20 protein-coding genes and 1 pseudogene are annotated in these 21284 nt (G+C 53.0%); 7 read left to right on the top strand and 14 right to left on the bottom strand.

Going from position 1 to position 21284, the window contains the following annotated elements; all coding sequences use genetic code 11:
- Complete coding sequence (locus AB1A64_RS09790; protein ID WP_366551232.1) at positions 1-933, top strand: ABC transporter permease; 933 nt, start codon at positions 1-3, stop codon at positions 931-933.
- A gap of 89 nt (positions 934-1022) precedes the next feature.
- A complete protein-coding gene (locus AB1A64_RS09795; RefSeq protein WP_366551233.1) occupies positions 1023-1976 on the top strand; it encodes a BMP family protein in 954 nt (317 codons plus the stop codon).
- Positions 1977-2583: 607 nt separating this feature from the next.
- On the opposite strand, the gene AB1A64_RS09800 is transcribed toward AB1A64_RS09795, so the two are convergent.
- The 8 genes and pseudogenes from AB1A64_RS09800 to AB1A64_RS09835 form a co-directional block, all read right to left on the bottom strand.
- Entirely contained in the window at positions 2584-3594 is a 1011-nt protein-coding gene (locus AB1A64_RS09800; RefSeq protein ID WP_366551234.1) for a DUF2955 domain-containing protein, read from the bottom strand.
- Positions 3584-4540 (bottom strand): HlyD family secretion protein, encoded by a 957-nt coding sequence (locus tag AB1A64_RS09805; RefSeq protein ID WP_366551235.1) that lies wholly within the window; start codon positions 4538-4540, stop codon positions 3584-3586. Before AB1A64_RS09805 ends, AB1A64_RS09800 begins: the two co-directional genes overlap by 11 nt.
- A 104-nt stretch (positions 4541-4644) precedes the next feature.
- The gene (locus AB1A64_RS09810) at positions 4645-5724 is read right to left on the bottom strand and encodes an AI-2E family transporter (protein ID WP_366551236.1); all 1080 of its coding nucleotides are present in this window, start codon (positions 5722-5724) and stop codon (positions 4645-4647) included.
- Positions 5725-5901: 177 nt separating this feature from the next.
- On the bottom strand, positions 5902-6171 hold the full coding sequence (locus AB1A64_RS09815) for a potassium channel family protein (RefSeq protein WP_366551237.1): 270 nt from the start codon (positions 6169-6171) through the stop codon (positions 5902-5904).
- 173 nt (positions 6172-6344) lie between these two features.
- Positions 6345-7053 (bottom strand): annotated as a pseudogene (locus tag AB1A64_RS09820) (IS6 family transposase).
- A 144-nt stretch (positions 7054-7197) separates the two neighbouring features.
- Positions 7198-7674 carry a RidA family protein gene (locus AB1A64_RS09825; protein WP_366551238.1) on the bottom strand — a complete coding sequence of 159 codons (477 nt, stop codon included), beginning with the start codon at positions 7672-7674 and terminating at the stop codon, positions 7198-7200.
- A 22-nt stretch (positions 7675-7696) separates the two neighbouring features.
- The gene (gene sigJ, locus AB1A64_RS09830) at positions 7697-8599 is read right to left on the bottom strand and encodes an RNA polymerase sigma factor SigJ (RefSeq protein WP_366551239.1); all 903 of its coding nucleotides are present in this window, start codon (positions 8597-8599) and stop codon (positions 7697-7699) included.
- Complete coding sequence (locus AB1A64_RS09835; RefSeq protein WP_366551240.1) at positions 8583-9014, bottom strand: carboxymuconolactone decarboxylase family protein; 432 nt, start codon at positions 9012-9014, stop codon at positions 8583-8585. Before AB1A64_RS09835 ends, sigJ begins: the two co-directional genes overlap by 17 nt.
- A gap of 275 nt (positions 9015-9289) precedes the next feature.
- On the opposite strand from AB1A64_RS09835, the gene AB1A64_RS09840 reads away from it, so the two are divergent.
- Complete coding sequence (locus AB1A64_RS09840; RefSeq protein ID WP_366551241.1) at positions 9290-10042, top strand: SDR family oxidoreductase; 753 nt, start codon at positions 9290-9292, stop codon at positions 10040-10042.
- Positions 10043-10149: 107 nt separating this feature from the next.
- On the opposite strand, the gene AB1A64_RS09845 is transcribed toward AB1A64_RS09840, so the two are convergent.
- The 5 genes from AB1A64_RS09845 to AB1A64_RS09865 all read right to left on the bottom strand — a co-directional run bounded on the left by AB1A64_RS09845 (position 10150) and on the right by AB1A64_RS09865 (position 15430).
- Entirely contained in the window at positions 10150-10899 is a 750-nt protein-coding gene (locus AB1A64_RS09845) for a peptidase (protein WP_366551242.1), read from the bottom strand.
- A gap of 11 nt (positions 10900-10910) precedes the next feature.
- Positions 10911-11708 carry a transglutaminase family protein gene (locus AB1A64_RS09850; protein WP_366551243.1) on the bottom strand — a complete coding sequence of 266 codons (798 nt, stop codon included), beginning with the start codon at positions 11706-11708 and terminating at the stop codon, positions 10911-10913.
- 3 nt (positions 11709-11711) lie between these two features.
- The gene (locus AB1A64_RS09855; RefSeq protein WP_366551244.1) at positions 11712-12653 is read right to left on the bottom strand and encodes an alpha-E domain-containing protein; all 942 of its coding nucleotides are present in this window, start codon (positions 12651-12653) and stop codon (positions 11712-11714) included.
- Positions 12654-12655: 2 nt separating this feature from the next.
- Complete coding sequence (locus AB1A64_RS09860; RefSeq protein WP_366551245.1) at positions 12656-14074, bottom strand: circularly permuted type 2 ATP-grasp protein; 1419 nt, start codon at positions 14072-14074, stop codon at positions 12656-12658.
- A gap of 477 nt (positions 14075-14551) precedes the next feature.
- Positions 14552-15430 carry a LysR family transcriptional regulator gene (locus AB1A64_RS09865; RefSeq protein ID WP_366551246.1) on the bottom strand — a complete coding sequence of 293 codons (879 nt, stop codon included), beginning with the start codon at positions 15428-15430 and terminating at the stop codon, positions 14552-14554.
- Between the two features lie 75 nt (positions 15431-15505).
- On the opposite strand from AB1A64_RS09865, the gene AB1A64_RS09870 reads away from it, so the two are divergent.
- Positions 15506-16423 carry a DMT family transporter gene (locus AB1A64_RS09870; protein WP_366551247.1) on the top strand — a complete coding sequence of 306 codons (918 nt, stop codon included), beginning with the start codon at positions 15506-15508 and terminating at the stop codon, positions 16421-16423.
- A 446-nt stretch (positions 16424-16869) separates the two neighbouring features.
- Positions 16870-17223 (top strand): glyoxalase superfamily protein, encoded by a 354-nt coding sequence (locus AB1A64_RS09875; RefSeq protein ID WP_366551248.1) that lies wholly within the window; start codon positions 16870-16872, stop codon positions 17221-17223.
- A gap of 57 nt (positions 17224-17280) precedes the next feature.
- Here the strand turns inward: AB1A64_RS09875 and AB1A64_RS09880 are convergent, their stop codons facing one another.
- Positions 17281-18177, bottom strand: coding sequence for a LysR family transcriptional regulator (locus AB1A64_RS09880; RefSeq protein ID WP_366551249.1), 897 nt, complete (start codon positions 18175-18177; stop codon positions 17281-17283).
- An 85-nt stretch (positions 18178-18262) separates the two neighbouring features.
- Between AB1A64_RS09880 and AB1A64_RS09885 the strand changes: the two genes are divergently transcribed.
- Together AB1A64_RS09885 and AB1A64_RS09890 are read left to right on the top strand one after the other, a co-directional pair.
- Positions 18263-18706: a PACE efflux transporter gene (locus AB1A64_RS09885; RefSeq protein WP_366551250.1), complete on the top strand. Its 444-nt coding sequence runs from the start codon at positions 18263-18265 to the stop codon at positions 18704-18706.
- A gap of 638 nt (positions 18707-19344) precedes the next feature.
- Positions 19345-21279: a PrkA family serine protein kinase gene (locus AB1A64_RS09890; protein WP_366551251.1), complete on the top strand. Its 1935-nt coding sequence runs from the start codon at positions 19345-19347 to the stop codon at positions 21277-21279.
- The last annotated feature ends 5 nt before the right edge of the window (positions 21280-21284 follow it).

A 21284-nucleotide genomic window follows, 5' to 3' on the forward strand; every position in this document is an offset into this window, starting at 1 on the left:
ATGATTGATCTTGTTTTGCTGGGCGACGTCCTTGCCGGAACCGCCCGATTGGGTACGCCAATTGCTTTTGCGGCCGTTGGCGGGGTGATTGCGGAACGTGGCGGGCTGTACAACATCGGCCTCGAAGGTCAGATCCTCGTCGGAGCGCTTGGCGCCGCTGCTGGTTCTTTCGCAACGGGCTCTGCCTTAATCGGGCTCGGATGCGGGATCATTTGCGGCCTGATCTCAGGCCTGCTGCTTGGGTACATGTCGATCCGGCTGCGCATCAACCAGCTGGTTGGCGGTATCGCGCTCAACCTGCTGCTGGCCGGACTCACAGCTTTTCTGTCCCGTCAAATATTCGGGGCTCAGGCCGGAGGGGCGCGGGTAAACGGATTCTCGCAGATCGATATTCCCTTCTTGTCAGATCTTCCCGTCGTTGGCCCGTCCCTGTTTTCCCAGGATCCGCTGTTCTACCTATTGATCGGATTGGCAATAGCAGCCTGGTTCTGGTTGATGAAATCCCACAAGGGTCTGGACCTGCGCGCCGTTGGCGAAAACCCGAAGGCCGCGGACTTGGCCGGGGTTCCTGTCTTTCGCATGCAATATCTCGCGATTGCAGTCAGCGGAGTCCTCGCTGCGCTGGCAGGGGTGCATCTGGTCTTGTCGCAAGTCTATGTGTTTGCGGAAGGCATGAGCGCGGGCAAGGGCTTCATTGCGCTTGCGGCAATCATCTTAGGACGTTGGTCGCCCATCGGCGCGATCTGCGCGGCGCTTTTCTTCGGCTTCTGTGATGCGGTGCAATTTAAACTGCAATTCACCTCGCCAGAGATTCCCTATCAGCTCTTCCTGATCTTGCCTTACCTCGCATCGCTCATCGCACTCGTGGTCCTCGGTGCCAAGGCCAGCGCACCTGCAAGCGTCGGACTGCCCTACGACCGAGAGCATCGATAAATCTCAGCCGTGACGTGAGAAACCATCGTTTTTCACGTCGCGATCCTCCCGTCACCCTGACAACACATATCCAATATGGGAGAACAACAATGCAATTGAAGTCCAAACTATTGGCTGGGTTTGCGGCACTGATGTTGGCCGGGCCAGCGGCCGCTGAGGGGATCGAACGCGCCGCGATCGTTATGCCCGGATCGATTTCTGATAATGGCTGGAACCAGGCCGGATTCGAAGGTCTTACTAAGGCAGGTGAAGCGCTCGGCTTTGAAGCCGCATTTTCCGAAAGTGTGCATCAGCCGGAACAAATCGAAGTTCTGAGTGACTACGCACGCCGGGGGTATGACCTTGTGATCGGTCACGGCGGAGAATTCCAGGACGCAGTGGAACGTGTCGCAGCACGCTTCCCGGAAACCATGTTCATGGTGAACAACGGGCTGGGCACCAAAGACAACATTGCCAACGCGGATTTCTATTTCAGCCAAATCGCTTATCTGATGGGCTACGTCGCAGGCTCTATGTCAGACACAGGCACCATCGGCATCATCGCCGCGCAGCAGTTCAAATTCACGACCGACACGGTCGCCGGCTACGAAGCGGGCGCCAAAGCGGCCAATCCGGAGGTCCGAGTTCTGGTTACCTGGACTGGCGACTGGGATGACATCGCCAAAGGCAAGGAAGCTGCCTTGAACCAAATTTCCCAAGGCGCCGATGTTGTCTGGCCGACAATGGACAGTGCGACGCTGGGCTCCATGCAGGCCGTTCAGGAAAAAGGCGTCTATGGCATCGGCATCTATCGCGATGCGATCAACGAATGGCCGAAAATCCTGCAGTCCGCTATTCTGGATGTCCGAGGCAACATGCGGTCCTACCTGGAACTGGCAGCTGCTGGCAAACTGGAAGGTGCGCTCTACCGGGCGGATATGGGCAATGAACTGGCCATGCGGATCGGGTCGTTCCACCCAGATATCCCGGTGGGCGTTGTGGATGAAGTCAACAAACTGATCGACGCCATGAAGTCCGGCACTTTGGTTGTGCATCCACAATAAGGCATCCCTAATAATCGCTCCTCTTAATACTCTCGCCCCCAAGTCTGGGGGCATTTTTTATTGTTAGAGAAATCAATGATTGAAGCCTTTCGCTTGTACCGCGTGGGATTGCGTTACCCCCAATTTCTCCGGATTGGCTATGCTTTCTATTCCTGGTTATCAGTTCGACAACACCGGAAAATGAACAAATCCAGGTCTGCCTAAGATCCAACCATGCAAAACGCTCAATCAACGTCATCCTTGCAAAATCTGTGACCAGACATCCATGCGCATTGCAACATCGGTCAAACTGGGCTCGAATCAGACGTTCCTCGCGCACAGGATCAATGACTGCTATCCGGCGGATTGAGTTGCTGGTTCGTCTGGTCCGCAGGGGAGTTGATCACTCAACCTGAGATCACTTCACATAACACCCATGCAATAAAGTTCGCAATTTGCCACGGTATCGCCAATCACCCGGTGGTTGCGAAACTTGCCATTCAAGATGCCTTTACGCGACAAGCGCAACGCGGACAAAGCTGACTTCTTTCGGACCGGAAAAATCAAATAAATGTAGTCACACTGGAAACTCTACTTCTTTCAGAACCACGCCACATCGCAACTAACTTCATTGAGTCGCCTGGCGCTCTTTTTCCGGCCAGAATTCATCCACCACGACATATGCGATGATTACAAAGAAGGCGGCGCTGGCAACTTGCAAAACTCGAGTGATGCTCTTGACGTCAGCCTCGTCTGAAAACGGTGCAACCGACCCGCCGTATACAATCAGAGCCGTTGTAATAGCGGAGCCGGCGGCGGCGGCGAGCGGAACTTGAGATTTTCCAAGTGCTCCGAGTGTCAAGCAAAAGAAAAAACACAGCAAAATGGGGGTGAGAATAACCGGAGCTATTACGTTTATTTCATAACAAATGATGGATACTGCCGCCCCAAGAAGGTTTGCCGTCAGCATAGCTTTTGCAACTGTTTTGCCTGCAGCGGGCATTGCCGCAAGTTGCTGGCTCAGTAGGGCGACAAAAAACAGAACTAGTAATGCAGATGCGCCGGAAACAAAAAACGCCATGGCAAACGGCACTGTTACAAGCGACATCCTGACGATTCGGCGATGTGGGTCGAAGTTCGGCGACGATGCGGCCTTCTTTTGAGCGGGCGTTTGAGGTTCAGCGGGTATCAACACGAACATCAGCGTCGATACAAAGCCCGCAAACAGCAGGTTCAACGGTATCCAATACACGAGCACCAAGGCCAGATCCTGTGATTGCAAAACCAAGTTCGGGATCATCAGTGCACCCATCAGGGCAATGACGCCCGGTAAAACTCCGGCTCCGGAAACCGACCACATGAAAGACAGGATTATTCCTATGGCCACCAGAATGAGAAAAACAAGAGGATATGGTGAGAAGATTGACGACACCAGGAACGAAATGAACATCAATCCAATCGAAAAGACAAACAGCTTAGCAAATGCTGCCAGAGGCAATGCGGCTGGCGCCTGCAAAAACAGTGCAGTGAACACCGCCCCAACGACGGCAAGTGGCCAGCCAAGAAACAAGCCCAAGGAAAAGACGCCGGTAACACCCACCGCAAGCCGGGCGACAGAGCGTTGGTCCTCAGTACGCATAGGACAGTATTGAAACCACGCGGATGTAGGTGCGGCCTACGAGATTCAGCAACGAGTTGTCACTTAGATACATGATCACATCGGCCTGCCCGTTCAGCTGAAAGCGAAGATCATCTTCTGCACTTCCAGCTTCATAGCCTGGCAATACGATCCTGACTGGGAACCTTTCCGGCTCCCGCAAGAAACCTTTGGTACTGGGCGGACTCGCCAGTTGCCCGGGCTCATCACCGCCACTTAGGGAAACGGCCGCGCTAAAGCTCTCAATGACGCCAGGAACAATCTGGCCGGGATGCATATCCAACACCACATCAACCGGAGACCCTATCGAAGCTCTTCCTAGGTTATTCTCGGTAAAATACGCCTCGATCCAGACGTCAGTTGCGTCCAGAAATGTCAACAGATCCTGACCGGATCGCGCATACGTTCCAGGGGCTATCAACAGATTAGAGATCACACCTGTCGCCGGAGCACGCAGTTCAGTCCATTCAAGGTTCAGTTCCGCATCCGCCAAGGCCGCCAACGCGCGCTGGATTTTCGGGTTTTCAATCCCATCTTCACCAAGCCTCTGCCTTGCTTTTTCCAGATCCGCTTTTGCATTCTCAAAGTTTGCCTCGGACTCTGCCAGTTGCCCTCGAGCATCATCGGCCTTTGAGACGGCAATCAACCCTTTCTTTTCAAGCGCAAATACGCGTTCCGTCTGAATGCGCATCGTATCCAGATCGCTCTGCGCCCTTGCTAATTTGGCCTGTGCCGCTCTTACCTCTGCCGAAGATGCGCCCACTTCTTGAGTGGCTGCTTCGAGATCAGCTTCCGCCTTGTCGCGCTGAATTTCGTAGGGTCGCGCGTCGATCCGGACGAGGACATCTCCGGCCGAGACGATTTGACCATTTTCGACCAAGACTTCAGTCACAGTTCCAGTCACCTGCGGGACGATCTGGGTCGCCACGGCTTTTACTCTGGCGTTCCCGGTAAATGGCGTTTTCCGATCAGCGACCAGGTACCAGACAAGAAAAATCAGAATGACCGCCAGGGTTGTCCAAATTGTCTTCCTCATTTCGCCGCGCCTTCAGCAGTGCCCTCGGCTTCGGGCGAGGTATCAATCCAAACCTTGAACAGCTCATAGAAAACAGCGAAGAGAACCGGCCCCATAAAGACGCCAATCAAACCGTACGCCATCATACCTCCGAGAACACCGATGAGGATGACCAACATGGGAGTCTCAAGGCCTTTTGAAATGAACACGGGTCTTAGGAAACTGTCCATTATCATGACGGGAACGGCCAATATGGTGAAGATCAAAGCAGTTCCGCCGGACATGGAACTCCATGCGTAGATAATAACCGGTATTAGAACCAATCCGGGCCCGATTTGGATAATCGAGAGTATCAGGCAGATAAATGCCAGAGTGGCGGCAGAAGAAATCCCGAACAAAGCCAACAGTATCCAAACGAAGACTGCCTGAATGGCTGCTACGCCGATCACGCCTTTTGTCACGTTCCGGATCGTTGCGCCTGCCAGCGTTACGAATTCACCGCCGCGTGGTGCAAAGACGCGGTTGGCAAAGCGCTGAAGACCCTGGACCAAACTTGGCCCGGGGCTGAACAATGCCCCCATAATCAGTACGGACAGAGCTAAGCCAAGAAGCCCTATTCCGATGCCCAGCACCTTTCCGAAGAGCGATTTGGTGATCTCAAGGATTTGCGCGCCATATTTTGCAAGCGCGCCGTCAAGATTGCGCTCAAACATTCCCCAGACATCGGCTATTTTGTCTCCCACCAAGGGCAACTCCTTGAGCCCTTCGGGCGCAGGTGGGACTTTCAACTCACCCTTGTCTGCTTGTTCCGCGAATTCAGACCCAAGTTCTGCGGCACCAGATACCGCCGTAGCAACTGGCCCGAGGGTCAGAACAAGGCCCAACAAAACCAAGATCGTCGTGGCAAGTTTTTTCCGCCCTCCCAGCTTGGACTGAAGCCAATCAAATGCTGGGTAAAGCGCCACACAGAGGATCGTTGCCCAGATAACCACGCTCGCAAGCGGGGCCACCATGACCAGGGCGCTGTAGAGGAATAGTCCGAGAAAGAGCAATCGTATCGCCAGATCGACAATCTTTGCGTCCTGTGTCTTTTCCATTCCATCCCTCCATATGATTTTCGAATGATACACTCAAAAAACATAATATGTATATTTTTTTGAATTTTAGTGATCATCTATCAGCTTGAAGACACAAATGAAATCCGGGCCACAGCTTGAGAGGCCCAGTCAAACCAATGCCTAGGCATGAACTCGATTTGGCCAAATTGGGATAATCTATTTGTCCGCTTTTTCGTCGTCTTGGGACAAGATTGTATCTGCAACTGTGGTCGCCGCGGTCACGAAGACACCGAGACCTACAATGATGTATACCATTGTGAAGATCTTCCCTGCCGCGGTTTCAGGTGAAAAGTCACCAAACCCCACGGTCGAAATTGTCACCACAGAAAAGTAGATTGAGTCGAGCCAACTCCAACCTTCGACAAAGTGATAAAAGATCGAGGCCCATAAAATCATTCCAATTGTGAAAGCAAGAATGCCTTTCACTCTACCGTCCTGGAAGGCGACGCCTATCCCTCTTGTTATTCTGGTAAGTGAGTTCATTGTGTCCTCGTCGATTAAAGAATTCACATATAGCAGTAATTAGATGAATGTGGGAAATAGAAGGGTGCTGTCAGACAAATTCGAACCAGTCTCAGTTTGCCGCGGAAACCGTGAACCTATCCGGAACAGAGTTGACGCCACTCAGCGAGAGCGGCGGTGCGCGTCAGCTTGAAGGTGTCTCGGCTGGCTAGCGATCATTCCTGGTTGAATTTGTTGTAGAGGGAGGAGTGGACGGCCGCGAACTTCTGCAAACTTCGCATGCGCCTGAAACGTTGCATCGCGCGTTCGCGTCTTCGAAACAGGAGGTGCGAATTCTCAACGCGGTTGTTGAGCCACCTTCCCGTCCTTTGTTTTTCGATAGCACCCAAATCTCTGATCGCCGCCTTGTAGGAAGCGAAGCGGTCTGTGATTACTTCCTCTGCACAACCGTGGCGCTTCATCAATTTCTTGATGAATTTCAGTGCTGCAGCTTTGTTTGGGCGTTTGGTGGCAACGGCTTCCAGCACCTCGCCTTCGTGATCCACAGCCCGCCAAAGATAATGCCGCTTGCCATTCACCTTCACAAACACCTCGTCCAGATGCCACTTCCATTCAGAGAATACACGAAGCTGTTGTACGCGTTTTCTTCGGATCTCAGAGGCGAACACTGGGCCGAACCTGTTCCACCAGTAGCGGACAGTTTCATGGCTGACATCAATGCCTCGCTCGTGAAGCACGATCTTCGACATTTCGCAACGAAAGTGGAAACCTGATGTACAGCATCACCGCCAGGCGGATGATCTCGGGACTGGTTTTGAAGCACTTGAAGGAGGCAGGTTTGGTTATTCCTAAATGCTATGCAACCGCCCTACCCCGCTCAAGCCAAGTTATTCTGACAAGACCCAACTGAGAACCAAGGCGCGAGCCCTTCGCTTGATAGGGAGGCACCTGCACAGGGCCTCCCAGCGATTTCAGTTGTGGCTGGACAAGTCAGCGCTGCACGTTCCCAGAATCCAGAACGGCAATGGCATCGACCTCAAAGAGCATTCCGTCGAGGGCAAGCCTTGGTACCGGCACTAACGTCTGCGCCGGCAGATGATCTCCGAAGACCGACTTGAGTTGACGTGTTAACACCGCCAATTTCGTCTGATCGTGATCAACGACGTAGGTGGTGAGTTTGACCACTTGCTCGGGGCCTGCTCCGGCAGCCGCAAGCGCTATGTCAAGGTTCTGGTAAGCTTGGGCGACCTGCGTCTCGAAATCAGGCGCGAGATTGCCTTTCTGGTTCTCACCGCCTTGACCCGCAATAAAAACAAGACCGTTTGATACCATCGCGTGACTGTATCCGTTTGGCGCAGGATCATAGAGCGCCGACGGGTTGATGGTTTGAATTTCACCGGCCAAACCCGGGTTGGTTGAAAGTGTATACATCGCAATGGCTCCAATGGCTTGGACAACGTTTCGCATGAATAGTCTCCGATTTTGCGGATCAGTGGATATGAACCGCGTCGAGATGGGTGAGTTTGTCTGGGTTTCGGACGATGTAGATTTCCTGAACCTTCTCTGCATCGTCGAACGCAAAGGAGAGCGCCGCCGTCGTCGTTTCCCCGAGCTTTAGCAAGGCACCGTGCATGCCGTTTAGATTGACGAGCACCCATTCGTGATCAACCCAGTATCGGTGTAGGTTGGAGGAGACGAAATTGCAGAGTGGCGTAGCGCCTTCAATCGCTTCGAGGATTGCCGGGACCTTGCCGCCGCCATCTGCGCTCAGACGAGCATCTGCGGCCAGCATCTGGGAAAGTTCGTCGATCCGACCTTCCGTAACGGCCGTCTTGAACGCCGTCAGGAAAGCCATCTGCCGCTCTGGGGATGCCTTGTGGCGAGTAACCGCTCGGCCAACGTTTCCACGCGCCCGAGATACCAGCTTTCTGCTGCTAATTTCGGAGGTGTCGAGTGTTTCCGCGACGGCGGCATGAGACATTTCGAAAATGTCGTGAAGCAGGAAAGCCGCCCGCTCCTTTGGGGTGAGCCGTTCAAGCATCATCAGGAAAGCCATTGAAAGACTGGAGGTTAACTCCGCTTCCTTCTCTGCATCATTCTCGCTGGAAATCTGTATCGGTTCCGGCAGCCAGGCCCCCACGTAATCCATGCGTGCCCGGTCGCCCGAGCGTCGCATGTCGAGGCAGCGCCGAGTGCAAGCGGTGACAAGCCAACCACTTGGATTCTCAATCGCTGCACGGTTCGTGCCCGCCCATTTGAGAAACGTGTCTTGCACCGCATCCTGAGCATCGCTTAGAGACCCCAGAATTCTGTAAGCGAGGCCCGACAGTCTTGGACGCATGCTTTCGAAAGCATCAAGTTCCGACTTTGTGAGTTCAGTGCTTTGATACATTTATCCGGTTCCACAGATTGATCATGGCGATTTCGGCAGTCAGCGCTCCGATCTCAGCGTCGGAAAAATGCCTGCTCAAACGTGCGCGCATGGCCGCAAGGTCTGATTTCAAGTGCAGGCTCGTCAAAGCCTCTGTCCATTCCAGCGCCGCTTTCTCTGCGTCGGTGAAATCACTCACCTGGTCCCAAGCAATCACCCTGTCCAGACGCTCGGTGGTCTCGCCGTTTTGCCGAGCCTCTTTCGTGTGCATTTTGATGCAGAAACCACAGCGATTAATCTGAGATGCCCGAAGTTGAACGAGGTGGCGGACTTTCAGATCAAGACCATGGTTGTCGAGCACCTGATGCACGCTGCCCATTGTCTGGAGTACGTCGGGGATCGTCTGTTCATATTGAGTTGCGGTTGAAGTACTCATCGTCACTTTCCTTTGTTTGACTATCCTATGCACTAGTGACGATTGTCGGTCAGGTTTTGTGACGCGCCCATCAGTGAATTTTCTTAGGGCACTGTTCTAAAATGATTTTTTGCATACAACTCGCTTGTGGGAATAAAGCGTAAGTCTTTCTGTCATCCGGCCGACCCGAATCTTGCGCTTTCAATTCTGCCAGTTGGGCATGCGCATGAATCGGGTCGAAGAACAGTTCGTCGCCACCTTAGTGGAGTGTCATGCAAATAAGGAAAGGCATGGCAATGAAACTCGAAAACAAGACCATCATCATCACTGGTGCCAGCAGCGGGATCGGCGCTGCTGCAGCTTTTCTCTTTGCCAAAAGCGGAGCAAACGTTGTTCTGGGCGCGCGTCGTAAAGCTCAACTGGATGATATTGTTGGGCAGATACGGCAAGGCAACGGCAACGCTGTTTCGCTTGCGGGCGATGTCACGGACGAGGCTTACGCTTGTGCGCTCGTTGAATTGTCGGAAAAGAGTTTTGGTGGCTTAGACGGAGCATTCAACAACGCCGGCACCACTGGCGACTTGGGTTCTATTCCAGATATGGGAAGTGACAACTGGCACAAAGTGATAGCTGTTAACCTGAACAGTGGTTTTTTTGCTGCAAAGTTTCAGGTTCCAGCGCTGCGCAAGAGAGGTGGTGGTTCTATTGTGTTTACGTCGTCATTTGTCGGGCACACTATTGGTCTTCCTGGAATGGGAGCCTACGCTGCTGCGAAGGCAGGCTTGATCGGCATGACACAAGTGCTGGCGGCTGAGCATGGCTCGGAGGGCATCAGAGTCAATGCACTTCTACCCGGTGGAACGATGACCGCTATGGCAGGTGAAGACGCCTCTTTCCATGAGGTTGTCAGGGGGCTTCATGCGCTCAAGCGCATGGCTGAACCCTCCGAAGTCGCCGCAGCAGCTCAGTTTCTTCTGTCGGACGACGCCTCATTTGTTACCGGAAGTGCGATGCTTGTCGATGGGGGCAACTCCATCAGCAAGTTCTGAAGGCAAAGAACAGACATTGGTTCGAGTTGAATCGATGTCTGATCAGTTCCAAGAGCCGACGTTCTACAAAATCCGCGCAACGACCGAGTTGCGGACAAAGCGGACACTCAATCGTTTGATTTTCGCCCCGATCTGTATTCTGGAAGTTTGGCCAAGGCCGATTTCAGCGCGTCACCCCATCCATCGGAAACAATGCGAAAGTATTGGTCGTCGGCTTCGAATCTTGACCGCGTACCGCCGTCAAGGCTGTCTTCATCGTAGAGAAGCAGGTCAAGCGGAGCCCCGACAGACAGGTTGGCCTTAATCGTGGAGTCAAAACTGACAAGCAAGAGTTTTACAGTTTCTGAAAAACTCATTTCCGGATCATAGGCGCGCACCAGAATTGGGCGACCATATTTTGTCTCACCAATCTGAAAGAAAGGGGTGTCGGCGCCGGCCTCGATAAAGTTACCTTCAGGGTAGATCAGAAACAGGCGAGACGGGCCGCCTTTGATCTGGCCTCCAAGAATGAGTGTCGCATGAAAGGCGCTGTCGGCTTGCTGACCGGATCGGGAATGCTCTTCTATAACGTCGTTCAACGTAGCCGCAACCAATTGCGCGACTTGGAACATTGTTGGTGCTTCCAGTATAGAAGGCGAGCGATCTTTTGGCGCTTTCGTTCGCTCTTCCAAAAGGCTGATTGTGGCCTGAGTAGTTGCCAGATTTCCTGCCGCTAGGATCGTGATCGAACGGTCACCTTCGACCGTCCAATTGAACATTTTGTTGAACGTAGAAATATTATCGAGGCCTGCATTCGTGCGCGTATCGGACATAAACACCAGCCCGCGATTCAGCCGCATACCCACAGCATAGGTCATCAAATTCTCCGTTACTGCTGTGCGACCTGCAACTGCACTGTCAATTGCTCACCCGCTGCCCCAATTCTGTTCCCTATTACTGGTGCAGCTTGGGAATAGTCCAGACCAGTCGCGACGCGTACGTATCGATCGTCGGGTGATATCCCGTTTGAAACGTCGAAACCTACCCACCCAAGCCCGTCCAAATGCACTTCCGCCCAGGCATGGGTCGCGTCCTGCAGTTCTGTTTCGTTCATCATCAGGTAACCCGATACATAGCGTGCTGGCACTCCGATCTTTCGTGCGCAGGTGATGAAGATATGAGAGTGGTCCTGACACACGCCGCACCCGGCGCTGAGAGCGTCTTCTGCGCTCCACCCCGGGTGCGAACTTCCAACCTCGTACGCGACCAGAGTGCGAATTCTTTCGGATAGGGCATGCATCTTTTCCAGCGGCTCGCCTTTGGGTAACGCCTCTACCACATCGGCAACCCCTTTCCCCGGCGTTGTTTGAGATGTGCTCCTTTTGAATAACCACAACGGCGTCGACCCTTCGTGATGGCCCAAGACGCCATGTGTGTCTTCCACCTCAATTACGCCTTCAGAAATCAACGAGATTCGCTGGGTATTTGCTTCAAAACTGATCAATTCCACGGTGTTGCGGTGATAGTCTTCAAAAGTCAGTTCTTTGCGCCCGCCGGTGATTTGGGTGCTCCAACTTACAATGCTCTGATTGCGGAATGACTTTGGTGTCTTCCTCAGCTGCTGCAGCCCGAAGGGAACTGGCGCGTCGTAGTCGTATAGTGTCTCATGTCGAATGTGCAGTTTCATTGGCTACTCGTAAAACCGATAATCGATTTCTATCTGACGGCTTAAGTTGCCGAGATCTGTCAGAAAATCCTGAATGTACTCATGCAGTCCGAGCTCGAAAATATCGGAGATTTTCTGATCCAGGTATTTCTCGTAGAGAACTTTAGACGCCTCGCACGAAGGCCCGGCAAAGCCATAGTCTTTCTGCAGGTATGACAGGTTCTCCTGAATTTTTCTGCAGCAAAAGTGCAGGCTGCGAGGCATGCGCTGATCCAAGATCAGAAACTGGGCAATATCAGACGGCCGCGTTTTCTCTCCATGGGTCATTCGATACCCGCCACCCGCACCAACAGAGCGGAGGATGCTTTCCCATTGTATATTGTCCAGTGATGAACCCACTGAAAAGGCCGTGGGCAAAAGAACATAGTACTTAACGTCCAGAATGCGCCCGGTATTGTCGGCCCGTTCGACAAACGTACCAATACGGGTGAAGTCGAAAATGTCATTGCGCAGCATGGTTCCTAATGTGGCACCACGAACCAAAGCCGCCTGTTGGCGGATAAGTTCCAGCGTCGCAGGCAAATCACGCTCATTCACACGGCGCTTCATTATCTCATCGATCTGCATCCAAGTGGAGTTTACTGCACTCCAGACGTCATGGGTCAACGCGGTTCGAACAAGGCGCGCGTTGTCTCGTGCCTGTTTGATGACTGACTTGATCGAGGATGGATTGTCAGCATCGCGCAGCACCCAATCCACCGCATTGTCTTTTGAAACATCATCGTATTTGGCGAAGTACGCATCCAGAACGCCGGCCGTTTTCAGAACAGAGCCCCATTCCTCGGCGGAGTTCTTAGTACGGGTCAACGCCATCCGCTGACCTGTTTCAAGCAGCCTGGCCGTGTTTTCCGCCCTCTCAAGGTACCGGGACATCCAAAACAACCCACCTGCAGTTTTTCCCAGCATGGTCAGTCCTCCAGAACCCAGGTGTCTTTGGTCCCGCCACCCTGGCTTGAGTTCACGACGAGAGATCCCTTCTTAAGCGCCACGCGGGTCAAACCGCCGGGCGTGATCTTGATCCCTTCGGGTGACACCAAAACGAACGGCCTTAAGTCAACATGTCTGGGCGCAAGTCCCGAGCGCGCAAAGATCGGAACCGTCGAAAGCGACAGCGTCGGCTGAGCAATGTAGTTCCCGGGCCGCGATTTGAGCTTGTCGCGGAAAGCTGAAATCTCTTTCTTGCTGGCAGTCGGGCCGATCAACATCCCGTAACCGCCAGACCCGTGCACTTCTTTCACAACAAGGTCGGACAGATTGTCGAGAACGTAGGACAGAGACTGGGGATCGCTGCAACGCCAAGTGGGAACATTTTGAAGCAGGGGCTTTTCACCAGTGTAGAACTCAACGATTTCAGGCATGTAGGAATAGATCGCCTTATCATCAGCAATACCCGTTCCCGGCGCGTTTGCGATCGTGATACCGCCAGCGCGATAGACGTCCAGAATACCCGGCACGCCCAATGCGCTGTCGGGGTTGAAATTCAGCGGATCCAAGAAGTCGTCATCCACTCTGCGATAGAGAACGTCGATGGGTTTATAGCCTCTGGTGGTGCGCATGCAGACACGCCCGTCGACAACCCGAAGGTCGTGGCCTTCGACCAATTCCACAGCCATCTGATCTGCGAGGAACGCATGTTCGTAGTAGGCCGAGTTATAGATGCCCGGGGTTAAAACCGCGACGGTTGGTTCCCCGTCGGCGCAAGCTGGCGCGCAGGCAGCAAGAGATCGTCTCAGATTGCGGGGGTAGTCCGAAACATTCCGAACATTAGTCGCGCTGAAGAGCTCGGGGAACATCTTTAGCATCGTTTCCCGGTTCTCCAGCATATAGCTGACCCCAGATGGCGTGCGGGCGTTGTCTTCCAGAACGAAAAACTCGTCCGGTCCGGTTCGCACTAGATCGACCCCGACAATGTGTGTGTAGACCTGACCGGGAGGCGAGACGCCAAGCATCTGCGGCAGGAACGCTTCGTTCCCGGCAATCATCTCGGCCGGCACACGCCCGGCACGCACGATTTCTTGGCGGTGATAGATATCGTGGAGAAAGGCGTTGATTGCCCGCACCCGCTGTTCGATACCGCGCTCCAGCCGCTGCCATTCCCGCGCTGAAATAACTCGTGGTACGATATCAAACGGTATCAGACGTTCCTCGGCCTCGGCCTTGCCGTATACATTAAAAGTGATGCCTGTCAGTCTAAAGACTTCTTCGGCTTCGCGCTGTTTCGCCCTCAGTCGTGATGCGTCTTCAGCATTGAACCAGCGGCCGATCTCTTCGTATGGACCCCTGAGTGATCCATCGCCGTTGAACATTTCATCAAAAAACTCACTCATGCTTTAAGTTTCACGCATAAATCAGAATTTTCAAGGCATTCAGGCTTGGTTGGATGCTGCCTTGGGAAGGAACGTCTAATTATTAGGCTAGCGGGGTAATGTGATGATCTTAAAAACATGGCGTTATTCGTGTTTCCAGTTGAAGTCACATTCAATGTATTGCGCTCAACAGTATCTGGTTTTGTGCTGCATCTAAACGTCCGCATTGGGCTCATTCCGGACCTCGGTGCCTTTGCAGCGCAGGCCCCTGCCCCGCCGTCACCTGATCGCGCAGACGGCCCAAAGCCGACATTCGTCACTTTCCCGGCGCTGCGGTGCGGCCTTCCCAGACCGGCCATTCGCTGCGTGCGCAAAATCTCGGGCTGGTCGAATTCACATATTACGCAACAAACCAGCCATTCACGAAGTGTTTTCTAATGTTAGGTTCGAACTTAAAAGTTCAAATCGAAACTTCGCTTCTTTCCCTTGCACACGTCGTCAAAGATCGTCTCTACTTTTTTCCACGACCTCAACAAAAGCGACCGCCGCGGGGGATGGTGTTGCGTGCGGATGCATCGCGAGGCCAATTTTCCGTGTCCTGACTGAATTCAGCGGTTTGCTGACCCAGCCTTCTTCACCATTCGTTGGCGGCAAGGCCATCTCGGCCACGACCGAGACGCCTTGGCTGCGTGCCACCATGGTCAAAGTACTTAGCATCTGCGATGTCCGATATCGCACATTTGGACTAAGACGGGACTGCGTGAACAGACGGCGAATGATCCGGGCAGAACCAGATTCCGGCATGATGAAAGGCATTTCGCACAGCTCTTCCAATCGGATTGAAGATTGCCTGGCCAAAGTACTGTCAGCGGCAACCAAGGCGACAAACTGGTCCTGTGCCACAGGCCAGGTCCGGAAGCGTTCATCTGGTAACACGACAAAACCAAGATCAATGCGCCGGTCTTCGATCCAACGGATAATCTCATCGTCAGCGGCTTCTTCAATCAGCACTTCGATACCAGGATGGGCTGCGTGAAATGCTTCGAGAAGGCGCGGCAATATCTGCAATGATGACGTCGCACCGAAAGACCCGATGCGCAGTCTGCCGGTCTGCACTCCACGATATTCCGACGCCTCCTGATGCATTGCATCGGCCAGCCCAATAATTTCACGCGCGCGGGATAGAAGTCGTTCGCCCAACGGGGTCAGTTCGATTGGGGACACGGTGCGATTAAAAAGCGTGACGCCAAGTTCATCCTCGAGACCTTTGAGGGCATGAGACACAGCGGGCTGGCTGATCCCAAGGCGCAGGGCAGCGGCCGTAAACCCACGCGTTTCGGCAAGAGCGGCGAAAATTTCAAGCTGACCAAAAGTCATAAGTAAATACTCATTTGACTATAACACAATATAACTGAAATTCGACATGGGCAATCCGATGTTTTAGGTGTTTCCATGTCCCAAGCCCTGTCATATCCCATAGCGCCGCAGAACGCTTTGCTTTACGTCCGGCTCTCAATGGTGGCCTTCCTGTGGGGCGGCACATTTGTTGCCGGTCGCGTCGTTTCGGGTGAAATGCCCCCTCTGGTCGCGGCAACCGCTCGGTTTGGCCTGGCATCGCTGGCATTGCTTTATCTCGTGTGGAAAACGGAAGGTGGCTTGCCCCGCCTCACCTGGCGGCAGAGCGTGTTGACGGTGCTTCTGGGACTGTCAGGCGTCTGCCTTTACAACCTGTTCTTCTTTGCCGCTCTTGCGGAGATGCCAGCTTCGCGAACGGCACTGTTTGTTGCCTTTAATCCGATAGCTGTGGCTTTGGCCGGGGGGCTGATTGCGCGGCGGCTTCTACCGATTGGGCAAGTTGCCGGGATTTGTGTAGCACTAGCCGGGGCCGTGATCGTGATTAGCGGAGGGGACGTTACCGGACTGATAACTGACGTCCGGCAGAGTTTTGGGCAGGGAGAACTGTTCATGCTGGCTGCGGTAGGCAGTTGGGTGGGCTATACGCTTCTTGGACGCAAAGTGCTTGGAAGCGTCTCGCCACTGGCGGCAACCACTTGGGCTGCGCTGATCGGTTTTTTACTTCTGGCATTGGGGTTGCCGCTGGCCGGTCCCGTGCAACTGCTGCAACTGCCCACGTTCAACTGCACTTTGGCCATCATCTACCTGGCCATTGGTGGAACAGTCGTGCCATTTGTTTGGTACTATCGGGGGGTACGAACGCTTGGGCCTGAACGTACTGCGGTATTCACCAATCTCGTCCCTGTCTTCGGGGTGGCCCTTGGAGCTGCTGTCTTGCACGAACCGGTTGAGGCTTCCATGCTGCTGGGTGGTACGTTGGTGATTGCCGGAGTTTCACTCACCAACCGAGGATGATGTCAAATGCCCAGAAACAGTCGGTTAGACAGGTTATTGTAGGTCTATTGCCGGCTTTCACTGCGGACCTGAACGTGTTTAAAATCCGCGGCAATGAAGACAGGCCAATGCTGAGCCGAATTCGGATGCGGTGCAGCAACTCGCGTCCACTGATACAGTACCCAAGCCAGAACGCCCCCAAGGAAACATTGGACCGGGGGTTCAAATGCTGCGGTTGCGCCCGCATTGCCGACCTTCGTACGCTGTGCAGCATTTCAACTGGGGATACTAGCGGCAGTAGCGGACAAATCTGCCGGCGGAGCTTCGGATCACATTCACCCAAGTTGCCTCGAAGCCCACCCAACCAATCCAGCACCGAAACCGAATCAACGATATCGTTAGAATCTTCATTCAGGGCTTTCTCGACGAAGCGCCCACGCGCATGCTCGGAAAAAAGGAGATGTGCCATGATCCGTTCAGCAACACCGGTCGTGCGGACCGGAGACTATCCGAGGGCCCATGCGTTTTATACCGAAGTTCTTGGGTTCACTTGTGTTGAAGAGGGCGGTGAACCTGCTAATTTTGGAATCTTCGAGCGCGATGGGGCCGTCATTTTCGTCAATGGTCACAATGGGGCTGAAGCCCCATACAACCACTGGCGTGCCTACTTCCACGTGGATGATGTCGACGGCTTATCGCAGGAAATTCGCGACTCAGGTAGCGCCTTGTCGAAAGATATATGGACGACTGTCTACGAGATGCGGGAATTTGAGGTTACGGATCCTGACGGTAACGTCCTCTGTTTCGGTGCTGATGCGTAATCGGTTCACTCCTACTGCTTCCAAACATTCGCAAGCGCGGGAATGTCTCAAATGGTCTCAATCCTTCCACACATTTTGCGGGATGTTAAAGAATTGCCTCTGAACCCACTGACCTGCTTTGCCCAGAACGTGTTGCTCCGTCCAGACAAGGTCAATGCCTTCCAGTGCGTCACTTTGCTGGAACGTATAATCCATTTGAGCCAGTTTGTTCGATCTTACCAGTTCTCTGACAACTGGTAGTGGTAGTTCTGCCCATCCCAATCCACGCAAAACCAATTCGACGATCATGTGGGGGTTTTCTGCATACCATATTGAAGCGCTCTTGATTTCACCGACCTGGCCAGGGACATCACGTGAGCGGCTTCTGAGCACTAATTGCCGATGTTGCCTAAGGTCTCGGTGAGCAACTTGGTCCAGTCTGGTCAGCGGATGCGATGTACCACAGACCGGAACCAAGGCCGAATATCCGACACCCCGAAACTGAAAGCCGGTCGGGTAACTTTCCTGTTCCGTCATGAGACCGAGTGTTGCACGCCCCTCTTTGAGCAAGGTCGCCGTATCGTTTGGGCCGGTGGTCAGAATTTCAAGCGAAACGTCAGGAAACTTATTTGAAAAATCGCTCAACACATCCAAAACCGGTGTCAGGTTGACCCCCTGTTCGATTGCAATGCTAATCTTGTCCTCTATCCCTTCCGACATAGATGTCGCCTTGGCGTGAAATTCCTGCTTCCCGAGCAAAATACCCTTGGCATAGGGTAACAGCGATTGGCCCGCCTGCGTAAGCGTCGGGGACCTGCTGCTTCTGTCAAAAAGCTGAAGATCCGTATCGATTTCAAGGTTAGCGATTGCAGTTGATACCGCAGACTGGGCTTTCTTCATCTTCCGCGCGGCCGCAGAGAAGGAGCCAAGCTCTGCGGCAAGTACAAAGGCCTGCAAACTCTCAGGTGACGGCATAGTAAACCTATCTGAATTTCAGATAGTAATTAACTACTAATATCTAATAATTTCAATAGAACACAATCCAGCAATGGAGTTGGACGTGTCGGAAAAAGTCATTCTAAGAACGGGCAAAGATCGTCTTCGTTATACAATCAGCTTTGAACTGTTGTTGATGGCATTTTTGGTGCCCGTCGGCGCTGCTTTCTTCGACAAACCGGTTGCTGAAATTGGTGCGCTTGGAGCCGTCCTCGCGGTCAAGGCGATGGTTCTAAATCTTGTCTATAACTGGGCTTTTGACAGAATTGATGCCCGTGCCAGGCGCGTTGCAAGTCAACGCTCGCATTTTGGGCGAATATTGCACGCGATAGGATTTGAGGCTTCGCTGGTAATAACGTCACTTCCTATCTACGCTTGGTGGCTAGGCATTGGTTTGCTGGAAGCTCTGATGACAGATGTCGTCGTCACGTCCTTCGTTGTTGCCTATACCTATGTTTTCACATTGGCGTATGACAGGTTGTTCCCACTGGAAATCAAACCGGCTTAGTTGGCTCTCTAACGGCGGGTTTCCGACATTTGTTCATCTAGCAGCGGTATGCGCATTGAGCTCATTCCAGACTCTGGATGCAGCGCTGCATTTGACCTGTGGAAGGCTGTCTGCACAATCAAGGACGGCCCATAGCCGACCTTGAGTACATCGTTTGATTTCTGCAGTCGCATCTCGCAATAAACCAGACATTCAACTTGCCAAATTGAATGTCTGGTTATTACTTTAAGCTAAGCATGGAATTTGGCGTCTTCCGTGCTGTGATGTGTACCCCCAAATGCGAGTACATGAACAGTTTGATCGCAATTGTTTTACCGTAATGCAGTCTCGACTGAGTCTGCCGCCAGCTCAAGTGAAATTAGTGCTTCCGGGTCTGCCAGGAGTTCAGGATACGGCGTCTGCTTACCGGCCGGGGTAAACCCAAATCGAGGATAGAACGTCGGCGCGACCAAGCCGGCAAAAAGGGTCGCGTAGAGGTAGGTATTGCAGGCTTCAAAGAATACTAGTTTCAACGGAGCAACGAACGGGAAACAAATTGTGATTAGAAATTAGACAATTACGGACCAGTTTTGTGGTAGACTAGGATGAACTTAGCGCGCTGGGACGAAGGAGTACGAAACCTAGAGGAATTTTTGAAAATGGAGATTTTCGAGCAGTTTGCAGAAGAGTATGGGCGGACAAAGCTCATCGAAATGACATTGCAGGACTATTTGCTGGAATGTCGTGAAGACCCAACTATGCGGGCTACCGCAGCCGAGCGGATGATCGCTGCGATTGGCGAGCCCGAGCTTATTGATACCAGTCAGGATGCTCGGCTCAGTCGCATATTTCTTAATCGAACAATCAAGCGATACAAGCCCTTCCAGGACATATATGGCGTCGAAGAAACCATCGAGCGCATCGTTGGCTTTTTCCGCCATGCCAGCCAGGGTCTCGAAGAACGCAAGCAAATCCTCTATCTGTTGGGCCCAGTCGGTGGGGGCAAGTCAACGCTTGCCGAGATCCTTAAGAACCTGATGGAGCGGCAACCGATTTATGTACTGAAGGCGGATGACCAGATCAGCCCAATATTTGAGTCGCCGCTTGGCCTTTTCGACCGTGCGCGGATGGGGGATCTTCTAGATAACAAATACAATATCCCCAAACGGTTGTTGAACGGATTGATTTCGCCCTGGGCTGTCAAACGCCTGCAGGAGTTTGACGGCGATATTTCCAGATTTTCGGTTGTCAAACTCTACCCGTCGAAACTGCGCCAGATTTGCGTTGCGAAGACTGAACCGGGCGATGAAAACAACCAGGACATCTCTTCGCTTGTCGGGAAACTCGATATTCGCAAGCTGGAGGAATTCAGCCAGAACGACCCGGACGCCTATTCCTATTCTGGTGCTCTGAACCGCACCACGCAGGGGTTGATGGAATTCGTTGAGATGTTCAAGGCGCCGATCAAGGTCTTGCATCCGTTGCTGACCGCCACGCAAGAGGGGTCTTATGCTGGTACGGAGAATATCGGTGCTTTCCCCTTCCAGGGTGTGATAGTTGCGCATTCGAATGAAGCGGAATGGCAGCAGTTCAAAAACAACAAGAACAACGAGGCCTTTCTGGATCGGATCAGTCTGGTCAAGGTTCCCTATTGCCTGCGTGCCTCGGATGAATCCCAGATTTACGAGAAGTTGCTTGAGGAAAGCAGCCTAGGTGAATCTCCCTGCGCACCCGAGACGCTGTCTATCCTGAGCCAGTTCAGTGTTTTGACTCGGCTGAAAGAGCATGAAAATTCGCCAACATTTTCTAAGCTCCGCGTCTATGATGGTGAAACACTGAAGGATACCGATCCCAAAGCGCGATCAGTGCAGGAATATCGGGATGCGGCCGGGGTGGACGAGGGGATGACGGGCACATCGACCCGCTTTGCCTTCAAAGTGCTGTCCGAGACCTTCAATCACGACACCGAGGAAGTGGGCGCCGACCCGGTTCATCTGCTTTATGTTCTTGAACAGGCGGTAAAACGCGAGCAATTCCCCGACGAGATTGAAAGCCGGTATCTATCTTTCATGAAAGACGATCTGTCGCCGCGATACGCGGAATTTATCGGCAACGAGATCCAAAAAGCCTATCTGGAATCCTATTCTGACTTTGGTCAGAACCTTTTTGACAGATACATCTCTTTTGCTGATGCATGGATCGAAGATCAGGACTTCAAGGATCCGGATACCGGCCAGATTCTCAATCGCGGCGTTCTGGAACAGGAGCTTGAAAAGATCGAAAAACCGGCCGGAATTTCCAATCCCAAGGATTTCCGAAACGAAGTGGTCAAATTCGTGCTGCGCGCGCGGGCCAACAATCGCGGTCGTAACCCTGACTGGCGCAAATATGAAAAGTTAAGAAGGGTTATCGAAAAGCGCATGTTCGGCCAAATTCAGGATCTTCTGCCTGTCATCAGCTTTGGCGCCAAGCGGGACAAGGAAACCGAAGCCAAGCATAACGAGTTCATTGATCGCATGATCGGCCGCGGCTACACGCGCCGTCAGGTCAGGCGCCTGGTTGAATGGTACATGCGGGTCAACAAGGCAGGATGAGGAGT

Origin of the sequence: Ruegeria sp. ANG10 (assembly GCF_040705255.1) — a bacterium.
Taxonomy (GTDB): Bacteria; Pseudomonadota; Alphaproteobacteria; order Rhodobacterales; family Rhodobacteraceae; genus Ruegeria.

Excerpts from the sequence above, each read along its gene's own strand:
- AB1A64_RS09790 (WP_366551232.1), top strand. The coding sequence starts at position 1 with ATGATTGATCTTGTTTTGCTGGGCGACGTCCTTGCCGGAACCGCCCGA.
- AB1A64_RS09795 (WP_366551233.1), top strand. The coding sequence starts at position 1,023 with ATGCAATTGAAGTCCAAACTATTGGCTGGGTTTGCGGCACTGATGTTG.
- AB1A64_RS09800 (WP_366551234.1), bottom strand. The coding sequence starts at position 3,594 with ATGCGTACTGAGGACCAACGCTCTGTCGCCCGGCTTGCGGTGGGTGTT.
- AB1A64_RS09810 (WP_366551236.1), bottom strand. The coding sequence starts at position 5,724 with ATGGAAAAGACACAGGACGCAAAGATTGTCGATCTGGCGATACGATTG.
- AB1A64_RS09825 (WP_366551238.1), bottom strand. The coding sequence starts at position 7,674 with ATGCGAAACGTTGTCCAAGCCATTGGAGCCATTGCGATGTATACACTT.
- sigJ (WP_366551239.1), bottom strand. The coding sequence starts at position 8,599 with ATGTATCAAAGCACTGAACTCACAAAGTCGGAACTTGATGCTTTCGAA.
- AB1A64_RS09835 (WP_366551240.1), bottom strand. The coding sequence starts at position 9,014 with ATGAGTACTTCAACCGCAACTCAATATGAACAGACGATCCCCGACGTA.
- AB1A64_RS09840 (WP_366551241.1), top strand. The coding sequence starts at position 9,290 with ATGAAACTCGAAAACAAGACCATCATCATCACTGGTGCCAGCAGCGGG.
- AB1A64_RS09845 (WP_366551242.1), bottom strand. The coding sequence starts at position 10,899 with ATGACCTATGCTGTGGGTATGCGGCTGAATCGCGGGCTGGTGTTTATG.
- AB1A64_RS09850 (WP_366551243.1), bottom strand. The coding sequence starts at position 11,708 with ATGAAACTGCACATTCGACATGAGACACTATACGACTACGACGCGCCA.
- AB1A64_RS09855 (WP_366551244.1), bottom strand. The coding sequence starts at position 12,653 with ATGCTGGGAAAAACTGCAGGTGGGTTGTTTTGGATGTCCCGGTACCTT.
- AB1A64_RS09860 (WP_366551245.1), bottom strand. The coding sequence starts at position 14,074 with ATGAGTGAGTTTTTTGATGAAATGTTCAACGGCGATGGATCACTCAGG.
- AB1A64_RS09865 (WP_366551246.1), bottom strand. The coding sequence starts at position 15,430 with ATGACTTTTGGTCAGCTTGAAATTTTCGCCGCTCTTGCCGAAACGCGT.
- AB1A64_RS09870 (WP_366551247.1), top strand. The coding sequence starts at position 15,506 with ATGTCCCAAGCCCTGTCATATCCCATAGCGCCGCAGAACGCTTTGCTT.
- AB1A64_RS09875 (WP_366551248.1), top strand. The coding sequence starts at position 16,870 with ATGATCCGTTCAGCAACACCGGTCGTGCGGACCGGAGACTATCCGAGG.
- AB1A64_RS09880 (WP_366551249.1), bottom strand. The coding sequence starts at position 18,177 with ATGCCGTCACCTGAGAGTTTGCAGGCCTTTGTACTTGCCGCAGAGCTT.
- AB1A64_RS09890 (WP_366551251.1), top strand. The coding sequence starts at position 19,345 with ATGGAGATTTTCGAGCAGTTTGCAGAAGAGTATGGGCGGACAAAGCTC.